At 69.0% G+C, this 18,467-nt stretch carries 19 protein-coding genes; 5 read left to right on the top strand and 14 right to left on the bottom strand.

The annotated features are described in order from the left end of the window. A complete protein-coding gene (locus OG588_RS28710) occupies positions 1–1,239 on the bottom strand; it encodes a PLP-dependent aminotransferase family protein (protein ID WP_405949798.1) in 1,239 nt (412 codons plus the stop codon). Positions 1,240–1,310: 71 nt separating this feature from the next. Beyond that, the gene (locus OG588_RS28705) at positions 1,311–2,213 is read right to left on the bottom strand and encodes an SAM-dependent methyltransferase (RefSeq protein ID WP_405949797.1); all 903 of its coding nucleotides are present in this window, start codon (positions 2,211–2,213) and stop codon (positions 1,311–1,313) included. A 277-nt stretch (positions 2,214–2,490) separates the two neighbouring features. On the opposite strand from OG588_RS28705, the gene OG588_RS28700 reads away from it, so the two are divergent. Further along, positions 2,491–2,664 carry a hypothetical protein gene (locus OG588_RS28700; protein ID WP_405949796.1) on the top strand — a complete coding sequence of 58 codons (174 nt, stop codon included), beginning with the start codon at positions 2,491–2,493 and terminating at the stop codon, positions 2,662–2,664. Between the two features lie 21 nt (positions 2,665–2,685). On the opposite strand, the gene OG588_RS28695 is transcribed toward OG588_RS28700, so the two are convergent. From OG588_RS28695 to OG588_RS28665, 7 genes are all read right to left on the bottom strand, one after another. Then, positions 2,686–3,051 (bottom strand): DUF805 domain-containing protein, encoded by a 366-nt coding sequence (locus OG588_RS28695; RefSeq protein ID WP_366099283.1) that lies wholly within the window; start codon positions 3,049–3,051, stop codon positions 2,686–2,688. 257 nt (positions 3,052–3,308) lie between these two features. Next, entirely contained in the window at positions 3,309–4,301 is a 993-nt protein-coding gene (gene hemB, locus OG588_RS28690; RefSeq protein ID WP_405949795.1) for a porphobilinogen synthase, read from the bottom strand. A gap of 376 nt (positions 4,302–4,677) precedes the next feature. Continuing rightward, the gene (locus OG588_RS28685) at positions 4,678–6,384 is read right to left on the bottom strand and encodes a uroporphyrinogen-III synthase (protein ID WP_405949794.1); all 1,707 of its coding nucleotides are present in this window, start codon (positions 6,382–6,384) and stop codon (positions 4,678–4,680) included. Then, a complete protein-coding gene (hemC, locus tag OG588_RS28680; protein ID WP_405953239.1) occupies positions 6,381–7,325 on the bottom strand; it encodes a hydroxymethylbilane synthase in 945 nt (314 codons plus the stop codon). Before hemC ends, OG588_RS28685 begins: the two co-directional genes overlap by 4 nt. A gap of 134 nt (positions 7,326–7,459) precedes the next feature. After that, positions 7,460–9,166 (bottom strand): glutamyl-tRNA reductase, encoded by a 1,707-nt coding sequence (locus OG588_RS28675; protein ID WP_405949793.1) that lies wholly within the window; start codon positions 9,164–9,166, stop codon positions 7,460–7,462. Next, on the bottom strand, positions 9,163–9,924 hold the full coding sequence (locus OG588_RS28670; RefSeq protein WP_019061353.1) for a redox-sensing transcriptional repressor Rex: 762 nt from the start codon (positions 9,922–9,924) through the stop codon (positions 9,163–9,165). The genes OG588_RS28675 and OG588_RS28670 overlap by 4 nt, the downstream gene beginning before the upstream one ends. Before the next feature lie 247 nt (positions 9,925–10,171). Next, positions 10,172–10,420, bottom strand: coding sequence for a glutaredoxin family protein (locus OG588_RS28665; RefSeq protein ID WP_033282409.1), 249 nt, complete (start codon positions 10,418–10,420; stop codon positions 10,172–10,174). Positions 10,421–10,525: 105 nt separating this feature from the next. Between OG588_RS28665 and OG588_RS28660 the strand changes: the two genes are divergently transcribed. From OG588_RS28660 to OG588_RS28650, 3 genes are all read left to right on the top strand, one after another. After that, positions 10,526–11,470 (top strand): HAD-IB family hydrolase, encoded by a 945-nt coding sequence (locus OG588_RS28660; RefSeq protein WP_366099278.1) that lies wholly within the window; start codon positions 10,526–10,528, stop codon positions 11,468–11,470. Positions 11,471–11,785: 315 nt separating this feature from the next. Then, positions 11,786–12,559 carry an ECF subfamily RNA polymerase sigma factor, BldN family gene (locus OG588_RS28655; protein WP_026151088.1) on the top strand — a complete coding sequence of 258 codons (774 nt, stop codon included), beginning with the start codon at positions 11,786–11,788 and terminating at the stop codon, positions 12,557–12,559. A 235-nt stretch (positions 12,560–12,794) separates the two neighbouring features. After that, positions 12,795–14,012, top strand: coding sequence for a DUF5667 domain-containing protein (locus tag OG588_RS28650; protein ID WP_405949792.1), 1,218 nt, complete (start codon positions 12,795–12,797; stop codon positions 14,010–14,012). Between the two features lie 115 nt (positions 14,013–14,127). Here OG588_RS28650 and OG588_RS28645 read toward each other — a convergent pair whose 3' ends face one another. The 5 genes from OG588_RS28645 to OG588_RS28625 all read right to left on the bottom strand — a co-directional run bounded on the left by OG588_RS28645 (position 14,128) and on the right by OG588_RS28625 (position 17,802). Further along, the gene (locus OG588_RS28645; protein ID WP_405949791.1) at positions 14,128–15,198 is read right to left on the bottom strand and encodes a lysophospholipid acyltransferase family protein; all 1,071 of its coding nucleotides are present in this window, start codon (positions 15,196–15,198) and stop codon (positions 14,128–14,130) included. Between the two features lie 14 nt (positions 15,199–15,212). Further along, positions 15,213–16,274, bottom strand: coding sequence for an NAD-dependent epimerase/dehydratase family protein (locus OG588_RS28640; RefSeq protein ID WP_405949790.1), 1,062 nt, complete (start codon positions 16,272–16,274; stop codon positions 15,213–15,215). A gap of 160 nt (positions 16,275–16,434) precedes the next feature. Then, positions 16,435–16,533, bottom strand: a complete 99-nt coding sequence (locus OG588_RS28635) for a 30S ribosomal protein bS22 (protein ID WP_003948845.1) — start codon at positions 16,531–16,533, stop codon at positions 16,435–16,437. 111 nt (positions 16,534–16,644) lie between these two features. Next, positions 16,645–16,857: a helix-turn-helix domain-containing protein gene (locus OG588_RS28630; protein WP_004984898.1), complete on the bottom strand. Its 213-nt coding sequence runs from the start codon at positions 16,855–16,857 to the stop codon at positions 16,645–16,647. Between the two features lie 129 nt (positions 16,858–16,986). Next, positions 16,987–17,802: a phosphatase gene (locus OG588_RS28625; RefSeq protein WP_405949789.1), complete on the bottom strand. Its 816-nt coding sequence runs from the start codon at positions 17,800–17,802 to the stop codon at positions 16,987–16,989. Between the two features lie 203 nt (positions 17,803–18,005). Between OG588_RS28625 and OG588_RS28620 the strand changes: the two genes are divergently transcribed. Next, the gene (locus OG588_RS28620) at positions 18,006–18,449 is read left to right on the top strand and encodes a spore-associated protein A (protein ID WP_405949788.1); all 444 of its coding nucleotides are present in this window, start codon (positions 18,006–18,008) and stop codon (positions 18,447–18,449) included. Positions 18,450–18,467: the final 18 nt, after the last annotated feature.

The raw sequence follows: 18,467 nt of genomic DNA, 5'->3' as shown, positions 1-18,467 counted from the left end.
CTACCCAGGGATGGAATCCCCCAGCCCTCCCCTCAGCCCCTCCCCCAACCTCCTGAGCCCCTCCCGGATCTCCCCCGGCGGCTGCGTCACGAAGCACAGCCGCATCGTCGACCGCTCGGGCTCCCCGGCGTAGAAGGGCGCCCCCGGCACGTAAGCCACGTCCTGCCGCACGACCCGAGCCAACAGTTCCGTCGTGTCGTACGACTCCGGAAGCCGCGCCCACAAGAACATGCCGCCCTCGGGCCGCTCCCAACTGGACTCCTCCGGAAGAGCGTTGGCAAGCCCCTCCAGCATGGCGTCCCGCCGCTCCCGGTACACACCGGCCACCCGCGCCACATGCGCGTCCAGGTCGTTGTCCGCCAAGTACCGCGCCGCGGCGAGCTGGTTGACGGTCGGGGTGTGCAGATCGGCGGCCTGTTTCGCCACAACACAGGCGCGCAGCAAGGCGGCAGGCGCGCGCAGCCACCCAAGTCGCACCCCGGGGGCCATCACCTTGGAGAAGGAACCGAGCAGCACCGTACGGTCCGCCGCCCCCTCCTGCGCGGCGATCCACGGCAACCGCGCGCCCTCGAAGCGGAGTTCGCCGTAGGGATCGTCCTCCACGATCCACAGCCCGCGCCGCGCGGCGACCGCGGCGACGGCGGCCCGGCGGTCGGCGGGCAGGGTGCGGCCGGTGGGGTTCTGGAAGGTCGGCACGGTGTAGAGCAGCTTGGGCCGCTCCCGCACGACGAGTTCGTCCAGCGCCTCCGGGTCCAGCCCGTCACGGTCGCCGGGCACACCGACGACCCGCGCTCCGGCGAACGCGAACACCTGAAGTGCCGCCAGATAACAGGGACGTTCGACGAGGACGACGTCCCCGGGTTCCAGCAGCGCGGTCGCGAGCAGCGAGAGCGCCTGCTGCGAACCGGTGGTGACGAGGAGATCATCGGGCTCGGTGGGCAGCCCGCGCGCCGAGGTCCGCGCGGCGAGCGCCTCCCGCAGCCCCGGCTCACCCTCGGTCGTCGCGTACTGGAGCGCCCTCGCGGGCGTCTCGGTGAGCACCGCCTGGTACGCGGCGGCGATACCGGCCGCGTCGAAGAGTTCGGGGGCCGGCAGCCCGCCCGCGAAGTTGATCACCTCGGGGCGGGCGGTGACGGCGAGGATGTCCCGCACCGGCGAACCACCGATGACACGGGCACGCGCGGCGAGCGGTGGCAGGGCAGCAGGGGCGGGGGCGAGAGTCGGCTCGATGACGGTCATACCGGACAGCGTAGAAAGGTACGTGCCGCCTACAAGCAGGTTTCCGGGATCCGGACAACCGTCGGGGCGGGTCAGGCCTTCTTGCCGGTAGCCCCATACACATTGATGTCGTCATCGGTCACGTCGTTGATGTCCCGGTAGGTGATCTTCTCGATGTCGTCGAGGGTCTCGAAGTACGCCTGCTCCACCACCGGCGGCGCGGGCGCCGGACCCGGGTGCCACTGGTGGGCCGGGACCACACCGGGCTCGTCCAGGGTGATGCCCGGGGTCTCGGTGAAGAACCGCTCGACCTCGTCCTTGGTACGGAACACGAAGGTGAACCCCCGCTCCGTGTACGTCCGTTGGACCGCACGGGTCGGGATCGGATGCATCTCGTCGGTGAGATGGCTGAGCACCAGATGGCTCCCCGCGGGCAGCACATCCACCAGCTCACGCACCAGCGGATACGCCTCCTCATCCTCGACGAAGTGCAGGATCGCCACCAGCAGCAGGGCGATCGGCTCGTTGAAGTCGAGGGTCTTGGCGGCCTGTTCGAGGATGTCGGCCGGGCGGCGCAGGTCGGCGTCGATGTAGTCGGTACGGCCCTCGGAGCTGCTGGTGAGCAGGGCGCGGGCGTGCGCGAGGACCACCGGGTCGTTGTCGACGTAGACGATCCGCGACTCGGGGTCGATGTCCTGCGCGATCTGGTGCACGTTCTCCGCGGTGGGCAGCCCGGTGCCGATGTCGAGGAACTGGCGCACCCCGTGCTCCTGCGACAGCCGGGTCACCGCCCGGCGCATGAAGTCCCGGTTGTGCCGTACGTCGAGATAGCCGCGCGGGTTGGCGGCGAGCGCGGCGGCGGCCGCCTCGCGGTCGACGGGGTAGTTGTCCTTGCCGCCGAGGAAGACGTCGTAGACACGGGCCGGGTGCGCCTTGGTGGTGTCGATCCTCCTTCTCAGCTCGGCGGGGTCTTGGCTGAGGGCGTCACCGGGCATGCGCGTCTCCCAGGAGAGTGAGTCGTTCGAAGGACAACAACCGGAGCAGTGGTCAACAACCTAACTCCCGCCGGGACTTGATGGTGCCCAGTCCGCGGGACCGGCGCCCGGTCCCCTTCCCACGTCCCACAACGTGCCCGCGCGGACCGGCATCCCCGCAGGTCAGCACGGTCGGGACGGTCCCGGCGTCCCGAATCCGGCGACAGCCATGGACCCCGCCCCACCCGACCGCCCAAGCTGCACCCGATGACGCACTCCGCTTCCCCGGGAGGAACCCATGCCGCCCCGCACCACCTGCCCCCGCATCCGCGCCCGCGCCCTGGCCACCGCGACGGCCGTGCTCGCCGCGGCGCTGCTGCTCTCGGGGTGCAAGGACGGTATGGGCGTACGCGACGAAGGCCCGTCGGGCGTGAGTCCCACGTCGTCGGTGTCGACGGGGTCCACGCCCTGACGGGCCTCGTGGCGGGTGCGATCAGGCGTGCGCCGGGATCCCGCCGACTTCCTTCGGGTTCGGGCCGTACTGGTTGGCGCCGGGCGCGCTGTCCGTGCAGGTGAAGACCAGCAGGGTGATCGGGCCGGCGATCGGGATGATGGCGAAGAGCAGCCACCAGCCGGACTTGCCGGTGTCGTGCAGGCGACGGATGCTGACGCCCACGCCGGGCAGCAGGATCGCGAGGTAGAAGAGGATCACGAGGTACGGGAACTTGATCACCACACCGATGACGCCCAGGACGACCGCGAAGATCGCCGCGAACAGGGAGAACATCCAGTACTCCTTGCGACGCGCGCGCCCGCTGAATACCGCGTACTTCTTCAACGCCTCGATGAAATAGCTCATGGTGTGTCCCCCAGGGATCGACGTCCAGACCGTCCAGAACGGAGCAGGCCAGGCGCAGAAGGTAAGGACACTGATGCGCACGCGTCAAATCCACATAAGTGCTGGACACAGAGGGCCAATTGGTGCCACATCCCCCCACACCGACCATCACTTTCGGGCCAAACCCCACTCCCGCCCCGAACCGAGATCGCCTCGAAGCCGGAACGACTTCGAAGCGTTGCCTATTGACGGGCGTTCAGCGGGGCGGGCTCCGGCGATCAGCGCAGCTTCTGCGCCGCCTCCACCGCCCAGTACGTGAGGATGTTCTGCGCCCCGGCCCGCTTGATGCCGGTGAGCGCCTCGAAGATCGCCTTGTCCCGGTCGATCCAGCCCTTCTCGGCGGCGGCCTCGATCATCGAGTACTCGCCGGAGATCTGATAGGCGGCGACGGGCACGTCCGAGACCTCGGCGACCTTGGCCAGGATGTCGAGGTAGGGCCCCGCCGGCTTGACCATCACCATGTCGGCACCCTCCTCCAGGTCGAGCGCCAACTCCCGCATGGATTCCCGTGCGTTGGCCGGGTCCTGCTGGTACGTCTTGCGGTCCCCCGTGAGCGAGGAACCCACGGCCTCACGGAACGGCCCGAAGAACGCGGACGCGTACTTGACGGAGTAGGCGAGGATCGCCACGTCCTCCCGCCCGATCTGATCGAGCGCGTCCCGCACGACCCCGATCTGCCCGTCCATCATCCCGCTGGGCCCGACGACATGAGCCCCCGCGTCGGCCTGCACCTGAGCCATCTCGGCATACCGCTCAAGGGTGGCGTCATTGTCAACGCGCCCAAGCTCGTCCAGCACGCCACAGTGCCCATGATCGGTGGTCTCATCAAGACAGAGATCGGACATGACGAGCAACTCGTCCCCGACCTCGGCCCGCACATCCCGCAACGCGACCTGCAGAATCCCATCAGGATCGGTCCCAGGAGTCCCCAGGGCGTCCTTCTTGGACTCCTCCGGCACCCCAAAAAGCATGATCCCGGAAATCCCGGCGGCAACAGCCTCAGCGGCAGCCTTCTTCAAACTGTCCCGAGTGTGCTGCACGACCCCAGGCATGGCAGAGATCGGCACCGGCTCACTGATCCCCTCGCGCACAAAGGCAGGAAGGATGAAGTCGGCAGGATGCAACCGCGTCTCGGCAACCATGCGCCGCATCACGGGGGAGGTCCGCAACCGCCGGGGCCGCGAGCCGGGAAAGGATCCGTACATCGTCATGGCTTCTACGCTACGCCCGCCTCAGGGGCACCTTTGCCGACGGTGAGTCGGTGCACATTTCGGCATAGGTTGCGGATACTTCGGTGCGCTCCCATGCGTTTCTCGGGTGCACTTTCCAGCACCTTACAAACACGGGCCGGCTTCACTCAGCCCGTCCGGCACCTTACAAACACAGGCCGCCACCACCCAGCCCGTCCGGCACCTTACAAACACAGGCCGCCACCACCCAGCCCGTCCGGCGTTTGAGGACGAGGCCGTCCAGGCCGAAGCGGGGGTCTGGGGGCGGCAGCCCCCAGGGATGGGACGGGTAGGGGCGGCGGGGGCGAAATATCCCCGCGCCCCCAGCCCCCCACTCACCGCAACCGACCCCTCAACCTCAGGTCGTACGCCGACGCCGCGCACCAGGCCGACGCTCACTGGGCCGAGTAACCGGATCCCCCGCCTCCTGAGCCGCCGCCCGCCTACGCAACCCGAAGTTCGCCAAGGCCTCGGCCAACTTGTGCACAGACGGCTCCGGAGCCATCACATCCACCCGCAGCCCATGCTCCTCGGCGGTCTTCGCCGTAGCAGGCCCAATACACGCGATCACCGTCACGTTGTGCGGCTTCCCGGCGATACCGACCAGATTCCGCACCGTAGAAGACGACGTAAAGAGAACGGCATCAAAGCCACCCCCCTTGATCGCCTCCCGCGTATCGGCAGGCGGCGGCGAGGCCCGCACAGTCCGGTACGCGGTCACGTCATCCACCTCCCACCCGAGCTCGATCAGCCCGGCGACCAGCGTCTCCGTAGCGATGTCAGCACGAGGCAGGAACACCCGGTCGATCGGATCAAAAACGGGATCGTAAGGCGGCCAGTCCTCCAGCAACCCAGCAGCAGACTGCTCCCCGCTGGGCACCAGATCCGGCTTCACACCAAAGGCAACAAGCGCCTTGGCGGTCGACTCCCCCACAGCCGCGACCTTGATCCCGGCAAAGGCACGAGCATCAAGCCCGTACTCCTCGAACTTCTCCCGCACGGCCTTGACGGCGTTCACCGACGTAAAAGCGATCCACTCATACCGCCCAGTGACGAGCCCCTTGACCGCCCGCTCCATCTGCTGAGGCGTCCGAGGCGGCTCGACAGCGATCGTCGGCACCTCGTGCGGAACAGCCCCGTACGACCGCAACTGGTCGGAGAGCGACGCCGCCTGCTCCTTAGTACGCGGCACGAGCACCTTCCAGCCGAACAACGGCTTGGACTCGAACCACGACAACTGGTCGCGCTGCGCGGCGGCGGACCGCTCACCGACCACGGCTATCACCGGCCGGCCACCTTCCGGGGACGGCAGCACCTTCGCCTGCTTCAGCGTCTGCGCGATCGTCCCGAGCGTCGCGGACCAGGTCCGCTGACGAGTGGTCGTACCAGCCACTGTGACGGTCATAGGCGTATCAGGCTTACGACCGGCAGCCACCAGCTCACCAGCAGCCGAAGCCACGGAGTCCAGAGACGTCGACACGACAACCGTGCCGTCCGACGCCCCCACCTCCGTCCAGCACCGGTCCGACGCGGTACGGGCGTCCACGAACCGGACGTCCGCCCCCTGCGCGTCCCGCAGCGGAACACCGGCGTACGCGGGCACGCCGACGGCCGCCGCGACACCCGGGACGACCTCGAAAGGCACACCCGCGGCGACGCAGGCGAGCATTTCCTCGGCGGCGTACGTATCTAGTCCGGGGTCCCCGGACACCGCACGTACGACCCGCCTGCCGCCCCGCGCGGCCTCCATGACAAGATGTGCCGCATCCCGCACAGCGGGTAGGCCAACGGTTGTTGACGCACCGTCAACAACCGTTAGTTGAGGCGTGCCTGTGCCCGGGAGCGAGCCCGAAGAAGGACTCGGATCCGGATGCACGACGGCTACGCCGGGTCGGGCGTGCGCACGTACGACGTCGAGCACCTCGTGCTCGGCGACGAGAACGTCCGCGTTCGCCAGCGCCTCTACGGCGCGCAGTGTGAGCAGTCCCGGATCTCCGGGTCCGGCACCCAGGAAGGTGACGTGCCCGTGTTCAGGACCGGCGGCGGGAAGAGTGGTGGGGCTCACTTGGCTTGCTCCCCCATCAGACCGGCCGCGCCCTGGGCAAGCATCTCGGCGGCGAGTTCGCGACCGAGCGCCAGTGCTTGGTCATGCGTCTCGGGCACGGGACCGGTGGTGGACAGCTGCACCGTACGCGAACCGTCGGTCGTGCCGACTATTCCGCGCAGGCGCATTTCCTTGACAATCTGCCCGTCGGCCAGCAGGTCGGCCAGCGCGCCCACAGGGGCGGAGCAGCCGGCCTCCAGGGCGGCGAGCAGGGACCTTTCGGCAGTCACGGCGACCCGCGTGAACGGGTCGTCGAGCTCACCGAGTGCCGCGATCAAGTCCGCGTTGTCCGCGGCACATTCGATCGCCAGTGCCCCCTGGCCGGGGGCGGGCAGAACCGTGTCGACCGACAGGAAGTCGGTCACGTCGTCGAGTCGGCCGATCCGGCTCAGTCCGGCGGCGGCCAGGACCACGGCGTCCAGCTCACCGTCCCGTACGAAGCCGACGCGGGTGTCGATGTTCCCGCGGATCGGAACCGTCTCGATGTCGAGGCCGTGGCTGCGCGCGTACGCGTTCAGCTGGGCCGTGCGCCGGGGGGAGCCCGTACCGATGCGCGCCCCGCGGGGCAGGTCGGTGAACTTCAGGGCGTCCTTGGCGACGAGCACGTCCCGCGGGTCCTCGCGCTCCGGGATCGCGGCGAGCACCAACTCCGGGTGCTGCGCGGTCGGCAGGTCCTTGAGCGAATGAACCGCGAAGTCGACCTCACCGCCGAGCAGCGCGTCCCGCAGCGCGGTCACGAAGACCCCGGTGCCGCCGATCTGGGCGAGGTGCTCGCGGGAGGTGTCGCCGTAGGTGGTGATCTCGACGAGCTCGACAGGCCGTCCGGTCACCTGGCTCACGGCGTCCGCCACCAACCCGGACTGGGCCAGGGCGAGTCTGCTTCGCCTGGTCCCGAGCCTCAGTGGTGCCCCTTTTCCCTGCTCCCGCCTCCGGGGCGCCTCAGCCGGTGTCGAGAGACCGACCGTGCTCAGCCCTTCGGGCCTCCGCGCGCTCGGTCTCTCGACACCGGCGCGCCCCTGCGGCTCACGCGTGCTTCTCATGCTGGCCCTCGGTTCTTGCTGATCTCAGAGTCTTCTACGGCCCTGGAGACGGAGGCCACCGTCTCCTGGTCCAGGTCGAACAGGGTGCGCAGCGCGTCCGCGTACCCGGCGCCGCCGGGCTCGGCCGCGAGCTGCTTGACCCGTACGGTCGGCGCGTGCAGCAGCTTGTCGACGACGCGTCGCACGGTCTGGGTGATCTCCGCGCGGTGCTTGTCGTCGAGGCCGGGCAGCCGTCCGTCGAGCCGGGCGATCTCACCCGCGACGACCTCGGCGGCCATGGCGCGCAGGGCGACCACGGTCGGCGTGATGTGCGCGGCCCGCTGGGCTGCCCCGAAGGCCGCGACCTCGTCGGAGACGATACGCCGGACCGCGTCCACGTCCGCCGCCATCGGAGCGTCGGCCGAAGCCTCGGCGAGCGACTCGATGTCCACGAGCAGCACCCCGGCCAGCCGGTGCACGGCCGCGTCCACGTCCCGCGGCATCGCGAGGTCGAGGAACGACAACACCGGCGCGGGGCGCGGGATATGGGCGACCGGTTCGGGCCTGCGCCGCTCGGGGATCCGTCCGACGGTCGTGGCCATGGCGGCAAGTTCGGTGATGAGTTCGGCCTCGGCCTCGGGCGAACGCCGGGCCGCCTCACGCCGGTCCAGAGCCGTACCGCCGGCCCAGGCCGCGTGCTGCTCCAGCGTCGCCGCGTCCATCCCGGCCACGGCGGCCTCCCCCATCACGGAGAAGCCACTCGCCGCCTGCACCGCGGAGAGGTCCAGCGGACACCCGTCCTCGGTCCCGACGGACGTCGGCGGAAGCTCTTCCCGCACGACCTCCGCCACGGCCGTACGACCGACCGCGGCGTCCTGTGACACCCGGCCCTCGACCGCTGCGGCGACCGTCTCGGCCGTCAGGACAAGCCCCGTCGCGCCCGTGCAGGACACGGCGACATCGGCACGTGTCAGCTCGAACGGCACCGAATCCATCGGTACCGCGCGGGCGGACACGTCCGTTTCGGGGCTCTCGGTGATGATCTGGGCGAGCCGCTCGGCGCGGTCGGAGGTGCGGTTGGCGACAACGATCTCGGCGACCCCGGCACGCGCGAGGGTCGCGGCGGCCAGCGACGACATGGAGCCGGCGCCGATCACCAGGGCCCGTTTCCCCTTCGCCCAGGCCTCAACTGGCGCCCCGGAAGAGAGCTGTTGAAGGCCGAAGGTGACCAGGGACTGGCCCGCACGGTCGATGCCGGTCTCGGAGTGGGCGCGCTTGCCGACCCGGAGGGCCTGCTGGAACAGCTCGTTCAACAGCCGCCCGGCGGAGTGCAGTTCCTGCGCCTTGGCCAGGGAGTCCTTGATCTGGCCGAGGATCTGGCCCTCGCCGACCACCATCGAGTCGAGACCGCAGGCCACCGAGAAGAGGTGGTGGACGGCCCGGTCCTCGTAGTGCACGTAGAGATAGGGAGTGAGCTCGTCCAGGCCGACCCCGCTGTGCTGGGCGAGCAGCGTGGACAACTCCGCGACGCCCGCGTGGAACTTGTCCACGTCGGCGTAGAGCTCGATGCGGTTGCAGGTGGCCAACACCGCGGCCTCGGCGGCCGGTTCGGCGGCGACCGTGTCCTGGAGGAGCTTGAACTGGGCGTCCGCGTTCAGCGTCGCCCGCTCCAGCACGCTGACCGGCGCGCTGCGATGGCTCAGCCCTACGACGAGGAGACTCATGCCGGCATCACGGCGGGGACGTCCCCGTCAGGGCCCTGCTCGGCGGAGTCGTCACGACGCGCGGCGGTCGGGTGCGCCGCCTGGTTGGCGGCCTCCTCGCCGGCCTTGCGCTGCTCGTGGAAGGCGAGGATCTGCAGCTCGATCGAGAGGTCGACCTTGCGGACGTCGACGCCGTCCGGGACGGTCAGCACGGTCGGCGCGAAGTTCAGAATGGACGTCACACCGGCGGCCACAAGACGGTCGCAGACCGGCTGGGCGGCACCGGCGGGGGTGGCGATGACGCCGATGGAGACGCCGTTGTCGCTGACGATCTTCTCCAGCTCGTCCGCGTGCTGCACCGGGATGCCCGCGACGGGCTTGCCGGCCATCGCCGGGTCGGCGTCGATGAGCGCGGCGACCCGGAAGCCGCGGGAGGCGAACCCGCCGTAGTTGGCGAGCGCGGCGCCCAGGTTTCCGATACCGACGATCACGACCGGCCAGTCCTGGGTCAGGCCCAGCTCGCGGGAGATCTGGTAGACGAGGTACTCGACGTCGTAGCCCACACCGCGGGTGCCGTAGGAACCCAGGTACGAGAAGTCCTTGCGCAGCTTCGCGGAGTTGACCCCCGCGGCGGCCGCGAGCTCCTCGGAGGAGACCGTGGGTACCGAGCGCTCCGAGAGTCCGGTCAGCGCGCGGAGGTACAGCGGGAGACGGGCGACGGTGGCCTCGGGAATCCCTCGGCTACGGCTCGCCGGTCGGTGAGTTCGGCCAGTTGCCACGGTGCTCCTGCGGGTAGAGCGGGGCTGTGGGCGGTCACACGTACCCAGACCGCCCCGTCGGAAGCAGGCTATGTCTTTGTGAACGCGTGCACAAAGATGGTGTCCGATTTGCCCGGGCAACGTGACCGGGGTCACGCGCACGCGTCCCAGACGTATTCCAGGGGGCAAAACCGCCACACTCCTCGTAATTCCCGCCCCCGAGACCAAACCGCCGTCGATCCTAAGCGACGTTCGGGCGCGCGTTGAACTACTTGGTCAGTTCCCGGCGCAGACGGGCCTCGTCCACCCGCCAGAAGGTGTGCTGTTTCCCATCGATGAGCACGACCGGAATCTGCTCCCAGTACTCGTCGTGGAGTCGCTGATCCTCGGTGATGTCCTTCTCTTCCCAGGGGACCCCGAGGTCGGCGCAGACCTTCTCGACGACGAGCTGCGCGTCCTCGCACAGATGGCAGCCGGGCTTGCGGATGAGGGTGACGAGATGACTCATGCACACCATTCTCGCGCCACCGAAGCACTTCTTTAACGGCCCGGTCGCGGAGAGTTCACAGCCTCCGAACCTCTCGGCTCCGGAACCACCGAACAAACTGGCTATGCTCACGACATGGCCGCTCTCGGATGGCTCACTCCCCGTAGGCGCTCCGCCACGGCGCGAAGTGTGTTGGCAGGCGAGGCCTCTGCGGAGGCAGCGCGCAAGTCGTCGCAGGACGCGCAGGACATACAGGACGCCCTCGCGCAGGAAACAGCAGCTGAGGAACCGGAGTTCCCGGTCCTCGGCGACGACAGAGCGGCCGCGTTCTTCGACCTGGACAACACCGTCATGCAGGGCGCGTCGATCTTCCACTTCGGCCGCGGCCTGCACAAACGGAAGTTCTTCGAGACCCGCGACCTCCTCAAGTTCGCCTGGCAGCAGGCCTGGTTCAGGCTCGCCGGCTCCGAGGACCCCGAGCACATGCAGGAGGCGCGCGACTCCGCGCTCTCCATCGTCAAGGGCCACCGCGTCGCCGAACTCCAGTCGATCGGCGAGGAGATCTACGACGAGTACATGGCCGAGCGCATCTGGCCCGGCACCCGCGCCCTCGCCGAGGCACACCTCGCCGCGGGTCAGAAGGTGTGGCTCGTCACAGCGGCCCCGGTGGAGATCGCCAACGTGATCGCCCGCCGCCTCGGCCTCACCGGCGCCCTCGGCACGGTCGCCGAGTCCGTCGACGGCGTCTACACCGGCAAGTTGGTCGGCGAACCCCTGCACGGCCCCGCGAAGGCGGAGGCGGTACGGGCGTTGGCGGCGGCGGAGGGCCTGGACCTCTCGCGCTGCGCCGCGTACAGCGACTCGCACAACGACATCCCGATGCTCTCGCTGGTCGGGCACCCCTACGCCATCAACCCGGACTCCAAGCTGCGCAAGCACGCGCGCGAGCTGGACTGGCGGCTGCGCGACTACCGAACGGCCCGCAAGGCGGCCAAGGTCGGCATCCCGGCGGCGGCCGGCGTCGGCGCGGTGGCGGGCGGCACGGCCGCGGCGATCGCTTTGCATCGCCGACGCCGGTGACGCGGTAAACACAGCCAATCCACGAGTCGTACCCGCGTAACCCCCTGTCCAGTCACGTTGGCTGCACACGGCCACAACACGCCCCGGTCCCTGACTGAATTCGGACCGTTCTGATCAACAACCGGTCACTCTGCGGTACTTGATCGGGCGTCAACCGGTTACAGAAGCGACGTAATCGATGATTTGAGCAACTGGGTGTAGCAGCGCCTGCACGAAGCGTTATTCTCCTCAGACGCAATCCGGTACCCCTCCGTCGCTACGACGGGTGAATGTTCCGGTACTGCACGTGATGGAAGCTCTGCCTCTGGGAGTCCCGTGTACCCACACGTCGGGGTTGACGCCTCGGGCCTGGCTACGCTGCGCGCAACGGTCCAAGACCTGTTGCGCGGCTTCGTCCCCACCGCGTACGCCGTCCCCGCCGCCTTCGCCACCACCGCACCCGTAGGCCCGTGCTATGCACTGGCCGACGGCGGCGCGGCTGTTGGCAGACGAGGGCGCTCGGCCGGCGCCGCCACCGCACGCCGTCCGGCCGCTGACAGCGACAGCGCCCGGATGATGGACCTCGTGGAGCGTGCCCAGGCCGGCGAAGCCGACGCCTTCGGCCGCCTCTACGACCAGTACAGCGACACTGTGTACCGGTACATCTACTACCGAGTGGGAGGCAAAGCCACCGCCGAGGACCTCACCAGCGAGACCTTTCTGCGCGCCCTGCGCCGCATCGGCACGTTCACCTATCAGGGCCGTGACTTCGGCGCCTGGCTGGTGACGATCGCCCGCAACCTGGTCGCCGACCACTTCAAGTCGAGCCGCTTCCGGCTGGAAGTGACCACCGGCGAGATGCTCGACGCCAACGAGGTCGAGCGCTCCCCCGAGGACTCCGTCCTGGAGTCCCTGTCGAACGCCGCACTGCTCGACGCCGTACGGCGGCTCAACCCGCAGCAGCAGGAGTGCGTCACGCTCCGCTTCCTCCAGGGCCTCTCCGTCGCGGAGACCGCCCGCGTGATGGGCAAGAACGAGGGTGCGATCAAGACCCTCCAGTACCGGGCCGTGCGCACTCTCGCCCGGCTCCTCCCGGACGACGCCCGCTGACGGCACACGCTCGGTAGCGCCCAACTCGCGCTCAGTGAAAGTCCGTTGAGTTCGCGGTCGGATCATCCGTCGTCCGTAACCCAAGTGCCGCGCCACTCGTTGTGCGGGATACAGGCTCCCTGTGGTCACGACCTGACCCTCCCCGATCACTCGATCGTGTGGATGCGGTCAGGCTGTGCAACCCTCAGGACCCCCTGGGGAGTCGACCGTGATGACGCGAGAGGAGGTGCCGCCAGTGATCGCGAACGTATCGGCGCACCGGCGGGCGAACGCCTTCGCCCAGGCCCTGGATGAGGAGCAGTCCGACCGGGGTACGGCGGCCGAGCAGTCCGAAGGACCGGCTCCGGCCACCCCGGCTGCTGCGGAACAGACCGAGCAGGGCCGCATGCTGGCCTTCGCCACCGGTCTCGGCGAGCTGCCCAAACCCGTACTGGACCCCGAGGTCAAGGTGGTCCAGCGGGCTCAGCTGGTCGCCGCGTTCGAGGCCATGCTGCAAGGCGAGGCACCCGCACCCTCGGTACCGGAGCAGCGCTCCCCCCGGTCCCGGGGTACGCACCGGGCCACCGGTCTGGGCAAGCTGCGACCGCGGTCCCGGCTCACCAAGGGCCTCGCGGCCGGCGGACTGAGCGTCGGGGTCGCCGCGGGTGCCTTCGGCGGAGTGGCCGCGGCGAGCTCGGGCGCCCTGCCCGGTGACTCGCTCTACGGCCTGAAGCGCGGCATCGAGGACTTCAAGCTCAACTACCTGTCCGACGGCGACGACCAGCGCGGTGTGGCCTACCTCGACCAGGCGTCCAACCGCCTGAGCGAGGCACGCCGGCTGATCGAGCGGGACCGCAGCGGCCACCTCGACCACGAGCAGCTCGGCGAGATCCGCCGCACGCTCGCCGGGATGACCCACGACGCGTCCGAGGGCCACCGCCTGCTGCACGAGGCGTACGAGCAGGACCCGAACTCGCTGGGCCCCATCCAGGCCCTCTCCGCGTTCTCCCGCTCGCACCGCGAGGCCTGGGGCGCCCTGCGCGACCGCCTCCCCGTCCAGCTCGGCGACGTCAGCGACCAGGTCTCCTCGGTCTTCGACGCCATAGACGAAGAGGTCGCCCCGCTCCAGTCGCTGCTCCCCCAGCCTCCGGCGACGGCCCCCGGCACCGGCAAGCACCGCGCGCCGGGTACGACGTCCACGGGCGGCTCGACGGGCTCGCACCGCTCGACGGCACCGAGCACTACCGACGACTCCTCCGAGACCAGCCACTCCAGCACCCCGAGTTCGTCCGCCACCGCCGGCGACGGCCTCCTCGGCGGCAACACGGGAGGCCTCCTGGACCCCCCGAAGGCCACCGGCACGGAGTCGCCGTCCGCGAGCAAGCCGTCGATCACTGAGCCGGATGTCACGCTGCCACCGCTGTTGCCGGGCTTGCTGCCGGGCTTGGGCATCGACAGCGAGGACGCGAATTAGCCCGATGGGCGCCCTTCCAGCGAGGGGCGCCCATCGTTTTTTAGGGGCGCGGGGAACTGCGCGACCAACCCCCACCGGCCCGCAGCCAAGGAACTAAGGAACTGCGGAACCGAGACTAGAAAAACACCGACCGCCGCTGCACCAGCAACTTGTACAACGTGTGCTGGATCTGTTCCCTCACCTGGTCCGTGAGGTTGAACATCAGCATCGGGTCCTCGGCGGCCTCCGGCGGGTAGCCGGCCGTGGGGATCGGCTCGCCGAACTGGATCGTCCACTTCGTGGGGAGCGGGATCGCACCCAGCGGACCCAGCCACGGGAACGTGGGCGTGATCGGGAAGTACGGGAAGCCCAGGACGCGGGCCAGCGTCTTCGAGTTGCCGATCATCGGGTAGATCTCCTCCGCCCCGACGATCGAGCACGGGATGATCGGCGTGCCCTTGCGCAGGGCGGTGGAGACGAAGCCGCCGCGGCCGAAGCGCTGGAGTTTGTAGCGCTCGCTGAACGGCTTGCCGATGCCCTTGAAGCCCTCCGGCATCACACCGACCAACTCGCCCCGGCCCAGCAGCCGTTCGGCGTCCTCCGCGCAGGCCAACGTGTGACCGGCCTTGCGGGCGAGTTCGTTGACCACCGGGAGCATGAAGACGAGGTCCGCCGCGAGGAGCCGAAGGTGCCGGCCCGCGGGGTGGTTGTCGTGGACGGCGATCTGCATCATCACGCCGTCCAGCGGCAGCGTCCCGGAGTGGTTGGCGACGATCAGCGCGCCGCCCTCCGCCGGGATGTTCTCGATGCCCTTGACCTCGACCCGGAAGTACTTCTCGTACAACGGGCGCAGCGCCGGCATCAGGACCTCGTCGGTGAGCTCCTCGTCGTAGCCGAAGTCGTCGACGTCGTAGTCCCCGGTCAGTCGGCGGCGCAGGAACGACAGGCCGTGGGCGACCCGGCGTTCCAGGGCGCTCTGGAGACTCTGGATCTCCTCGTCCTGCGGCTTCTCCGGCTCTTGTTCCTCACGCGTCACAGGAACATCATCCTGCGCGAAGTCCCGGCCCGGCAGGGGCTGGACCTCACGGACCAGCGCGGGTTCGCCGTTCTTGCGCCGGTTCCCCGTGCTCCGGCGCCGCTGCGGCCGCTGCACGCCGTTCGCGCGGGACCGGTCGTCGTCGAACGGAATGACCTTGGCATCCGCCATCGTTGATGCGCTCCTCAGTTGGCGCTCGGCGTCGGGGGGTGGCCACTGCCCGACTTGGACAGCGCGGCGATCCGGTCGACGGCTCCCGCGAGGACCTCCGGCGGCAGCAGCCCCGGGCCCTGGCTGCGCGCGAAGTCCGCGAAGGTCTCGGCGGTCGTGTACTTCGGCTTGTACCCCAGCGTCTCGCGCATCTGGACCGTCGACACGACCCGGCCGTGGGTGAGCAACCGGATCTGCTCCGGGGAGAAGTCCGTCATCCCCAGCGTACGCACCAGGGAACCGGCCCAGGTGACCGCGGGCAGCAGCAGCGGCACGGTCGGGCGGCCCAGGCGTCGCGAGCACTGGGAGAGCAGCAGGACGCCGTCCCCGGCGATGTTGAAGGTGCCGCTGTTGAGCGTGCCCCGCTCCGGGTCGTGCGAGGCGATCCGCAGGACGTCGATCACGTCGTCCTCGTGCACGAACTGCAGCCGCGGGTCGTAGCCGAACACGGTCGGCAGCACCGGCAGCGAGAAGTACGACGCGAGCGGCGAATCCGCCGTAGGACCAAGGATGTTGGCGAACCGCAGCACGCACACGGCGACGTCGGGGCGGCGGCGGGCGAAGCCGCGCACATAGCCCTCGACCTCGACGGTGTCCTTCGCGAAGCCGCCGCTCGGCAGGGACTTCGGCGGGGTGCCCTCGGTGAAGACGGCCGGGTCGCGCGGGGCGGAGCCGTAGACGTTCGTACTGGACTTCACCACCAGGCGCTTCACGACCGGCGACTTCTGGCAGGCGCCGAGCAGCTGCATGGTGCCGATGACGTTGGTCTCCTTGACCGTGGTCCGGCTGCCGCTGCCCAGGGCGGTGCCCGTCACGTCCATGTGGACGACGGTGTCGGCGCCCGACTCGGCGAGCACCCGCGCGATGGTGGGCTGCCGGATGTCGGCCTGGATGAACTCCGCGCCCCCGAGATGGTGCCCGGGCGGAACCGCGTCCACGGCGATCACCCGGTCGACCCGCGGATCACGCTGGATCCGCCGTACGAACCGGCCCCCCAGCTGACGGGCCACTCCGGTCACGAGCACGACCTTCCCCAAGATCAGCGCCTTCCTTCTGAGTTACCCGTGTGCGGCCAACCTAGCGGTTCGGTGTTGCGCTGTGATGACCGCCCGACCGACGAAAGTCCGGAACATAACTGTGGCCCCCCACCGAATTTGGTGGGGGGCCACAGGAGACGCTCTCGCTGCGTCGCGTCGCCTACTTCTTGTTACGACGCTGAACGCGCGTGCGCTTCAGCAGCTTGCGGTGCTTCTTCTTAGCCATCCGCTTGCGCCGCTTCTTGATAACAGAGCCCACGACTACCCTCGCTCACTTCTCATCACTCGGTGCTGGGCATCATGGGCCCATACGACCTACAAGGGGCCAGCCTACCCGTCCGAGCGCTGAGGTCGTAATCGAGGTATCGCCTCAGGCTGTCTCCACCCCCACATAACTCTCGCGAAGGTACTCGTGTACCGCTTGCTCGGGGACGCGGAAGGACCGCCCCACCCGGATAGCGGGCAGATGACCGCTGTGCACCAACCGGTACACGGTCATCTTCGACACTCGCATCACCGAGGCGACCTCCGCCACGGTAAGGAACTGAACCTCGTTCAGAGGCCTCTCGCCAGCTGCAGCCATGACACACCTGAACCTTCCGCACTCGACGGTCACCGGCTTCCCCTTCCGGTGACTCTTCGTCGTTGCGTGCTCACTCCCCAATGTAGGGGCGTGTGATGCGAGTGGGGAAGAGGTGCACCCATCGGCGGCCTACTGTGACAGACACGCTCGATTGAGTACGTAGCGGGTAAGCGGGCGGTAGTAAGCGGACCGCACGGCGTCATCAAGTGGAACTACCACGGACACCGACCCCTCGGCCTCACCCACGAAGAGTGCGGGGTCGTCGGTGTCAGCCAGCCCAATGGCCTCAAACCCCAGCTGACCTGCTCCGCAGACCCACCCGTGGTCTCCGATCACCAGCTCCGGAAGCACCCCGCCGGCCTCCGCCGCCGCACCCAGCACGGTACGAACCGGCAGCGGTGAGTGCGTGTGTGCGCCGGGCTCACAACCGGTGCGTTCGGGGCCCGGTTCGCGGACCAGACCGACCCCCTGGACGTAGTCAAGGTTGTACGTGCGTAGACCGAACCGGGTCGTTATGTCGACAGAGCGACCATGCGCAGGGGTGAGAACAGCACACCCCGCCGCCGACAAGGCGTCCGCCAACGCGGCGTAGAACCCGAGCAGTCGATGCGGATGTCCGGTCCCGAGAAGCACGGCCCCACTCCGTTCCGCTACCTCCCCCAACCGATCGGCGAAGGCGTCCAACGCGGCCAGAGTCCGCTCCGGATCGATCACATCATGCCCGGAAGTGTGCGCAGGGTCGGCCGAAACCCCACACTTGTCCGCCATCAGCCCGATCAAGTCCCCCTGCCCCCACGTCCATTCGGGATCGAGTCCGATCAGCACCCGGGGATCCCGGGCCGCGAAGGCCCGATAACTCCGCAGGCTCTCCTCCCGCGAGGTCGCCACGGGTCCGGCCAGCCGGGCGGCCAGCAGATGGGCGCGGAGGGCGCCGGTGGTCAACACGGGAGCGATGCTGACGGACCCGGCACCCCGGCACGACGAAAACCCCGGAAACGCCGCGCGGTTGGCGTAACGCCGGTGACAGAACGGTGACAAAAGGGGCCACAACTGTCGTACGGCTTCCCGGGTCTCACCTTGCGTGGACGGAACGACCAACCGTCCCAAGCAAGTTGATCATCACGCACGCCAACAGGGGGAACACCACGATGAAGATGAAGCTGTCCCGTCGCACCACGACCGCCGCCGCCCTCGCCACCCTGGCACTCGGCGGCACGGTCGCCGCCACCGCCCCGGCCTCGGCGGCCACCACCACCAAGGCAGCAGCCGCAGCCACCTACAACGGCGCCTGCGGCACCGGCTACAAGGTCATCGACTCCACGCCGGTCGGCAACGTCGGCAAGGTCTTCCTGACCTGGAACGAGTCGACCGGCAAGAACTGCGCAGTGACCATCCGCAACACCCCGGGCGCGAAGATCCACATGGCCGTCGAGCTCAACATCGCCGTCAACTACGAGCACAACCCGGTCGTCGACAGCGGCCAGTACACGTCGTACGCCGGCCCCGTCTACATGTCCGCTCGCGGCTACTGCGCCGTATGGCAGGGCGTCATCGGCACGGCCACGGGCGGCGACTCCGGCCACTGCGGCTGACGCACAAACGCCGGGGGC

Origin of the sequence: Streptomyces prunicolor, assembly GCF_045162825.1 — a bacterium.
Classification (GTDB): Bacteria; Actinomycetota; Actinomycetes; order Streptomycetales; family Streptomycetaceae; genus Streptomyces; species Streptomyces prunicolor.
Note: the sequence above shows the minus strand (reverse complement) of the source record. Positions and strands in the feature narration are given on the sequence as shown.

Excerpts from the sequence above, each read along its gene's own strand:
- OG588_RS28710 (WP_405949798.1), bottom strand. The coding sequence starts at position 1,239 with ATGACCGTCATCGAGCCGACTCTCGCCCCCGCCCCTGCTGCCCTGCCA.
- OG588_RS28705 (WP_405949797.1), bottom strand. The coding sequence starts at position 2,213 with ATGCCCGGTGACGCCCTCAGCCAAGACCCCGCCGAGCTGAGAAGGAGG.
- OG588_RS28700 (WP_405949796.1), top strand. The coding sequence starts at position 2,491 with ATGCCGCCCCGCACCACCTGCCCCCGCATCCGCGCCCGCGCCCTGGCC.
- OG588_RS28695 (WP_366099283.1), bottom strand. The coding sequence starts at position 3,051 with ATGAGCTATTTCATCGAGGCGTTGAAGAAGTACGCGGTATTCAGCGGG.
- hemB (WP_405949795.1), bottom strand. The coding sequence starts at position 4,301 with ATGACGATGTACGGATCCTTTCCCGGCTCGCGGCCCCGGCGGTTGCGG.
- OG588_RS28675 (WP_405949793.1), bottom strand. The coding sequence starts at position 9,166 with ATGAGTCTCCTCGTCGTAGGGCTGAGCCATCGCAGCGCGCCGGTCAGC.
- OG588_RS28665 (WP_033282409.1), bottom strand. The coding sequence starts at position 10,420 with ATGGTGTGCATGAGTCATCTCGTCACCCTCATCCGCAAGCCCGGCTGC.
- OG588_RS28660 (WP_366099278.1), top strand. The coding sequence starts at position 10,526 with ATGGCCGCTCTCGGATGGCTCACTCCCCGTAGGCGCTCCGCCACGGCG.
- OG588_RS28645 (WP_405949791.1), bottom strand. The coding sequence starts at position 15,198 with ATGGCGGATGCCAAGGTCATTCCGTTCGACGACGACCGGTCCCGCGCG.
- OG588_RS28630 (WP_004984898.1), bottom strand. The coding sequence starts at position 16,857 with ATGGCTGCAGCTGGCGAGAGGCCTCTGAACGAGGTTCAGTTCCTTACC.
- OG588_RS28620 (WP_405949788.1), top strand. The coding sequence starts at position 18,006 with ATGAAGATGAAGCTGTCCCGTCGCACCACGACCGCCGCCGCCCTCGCC.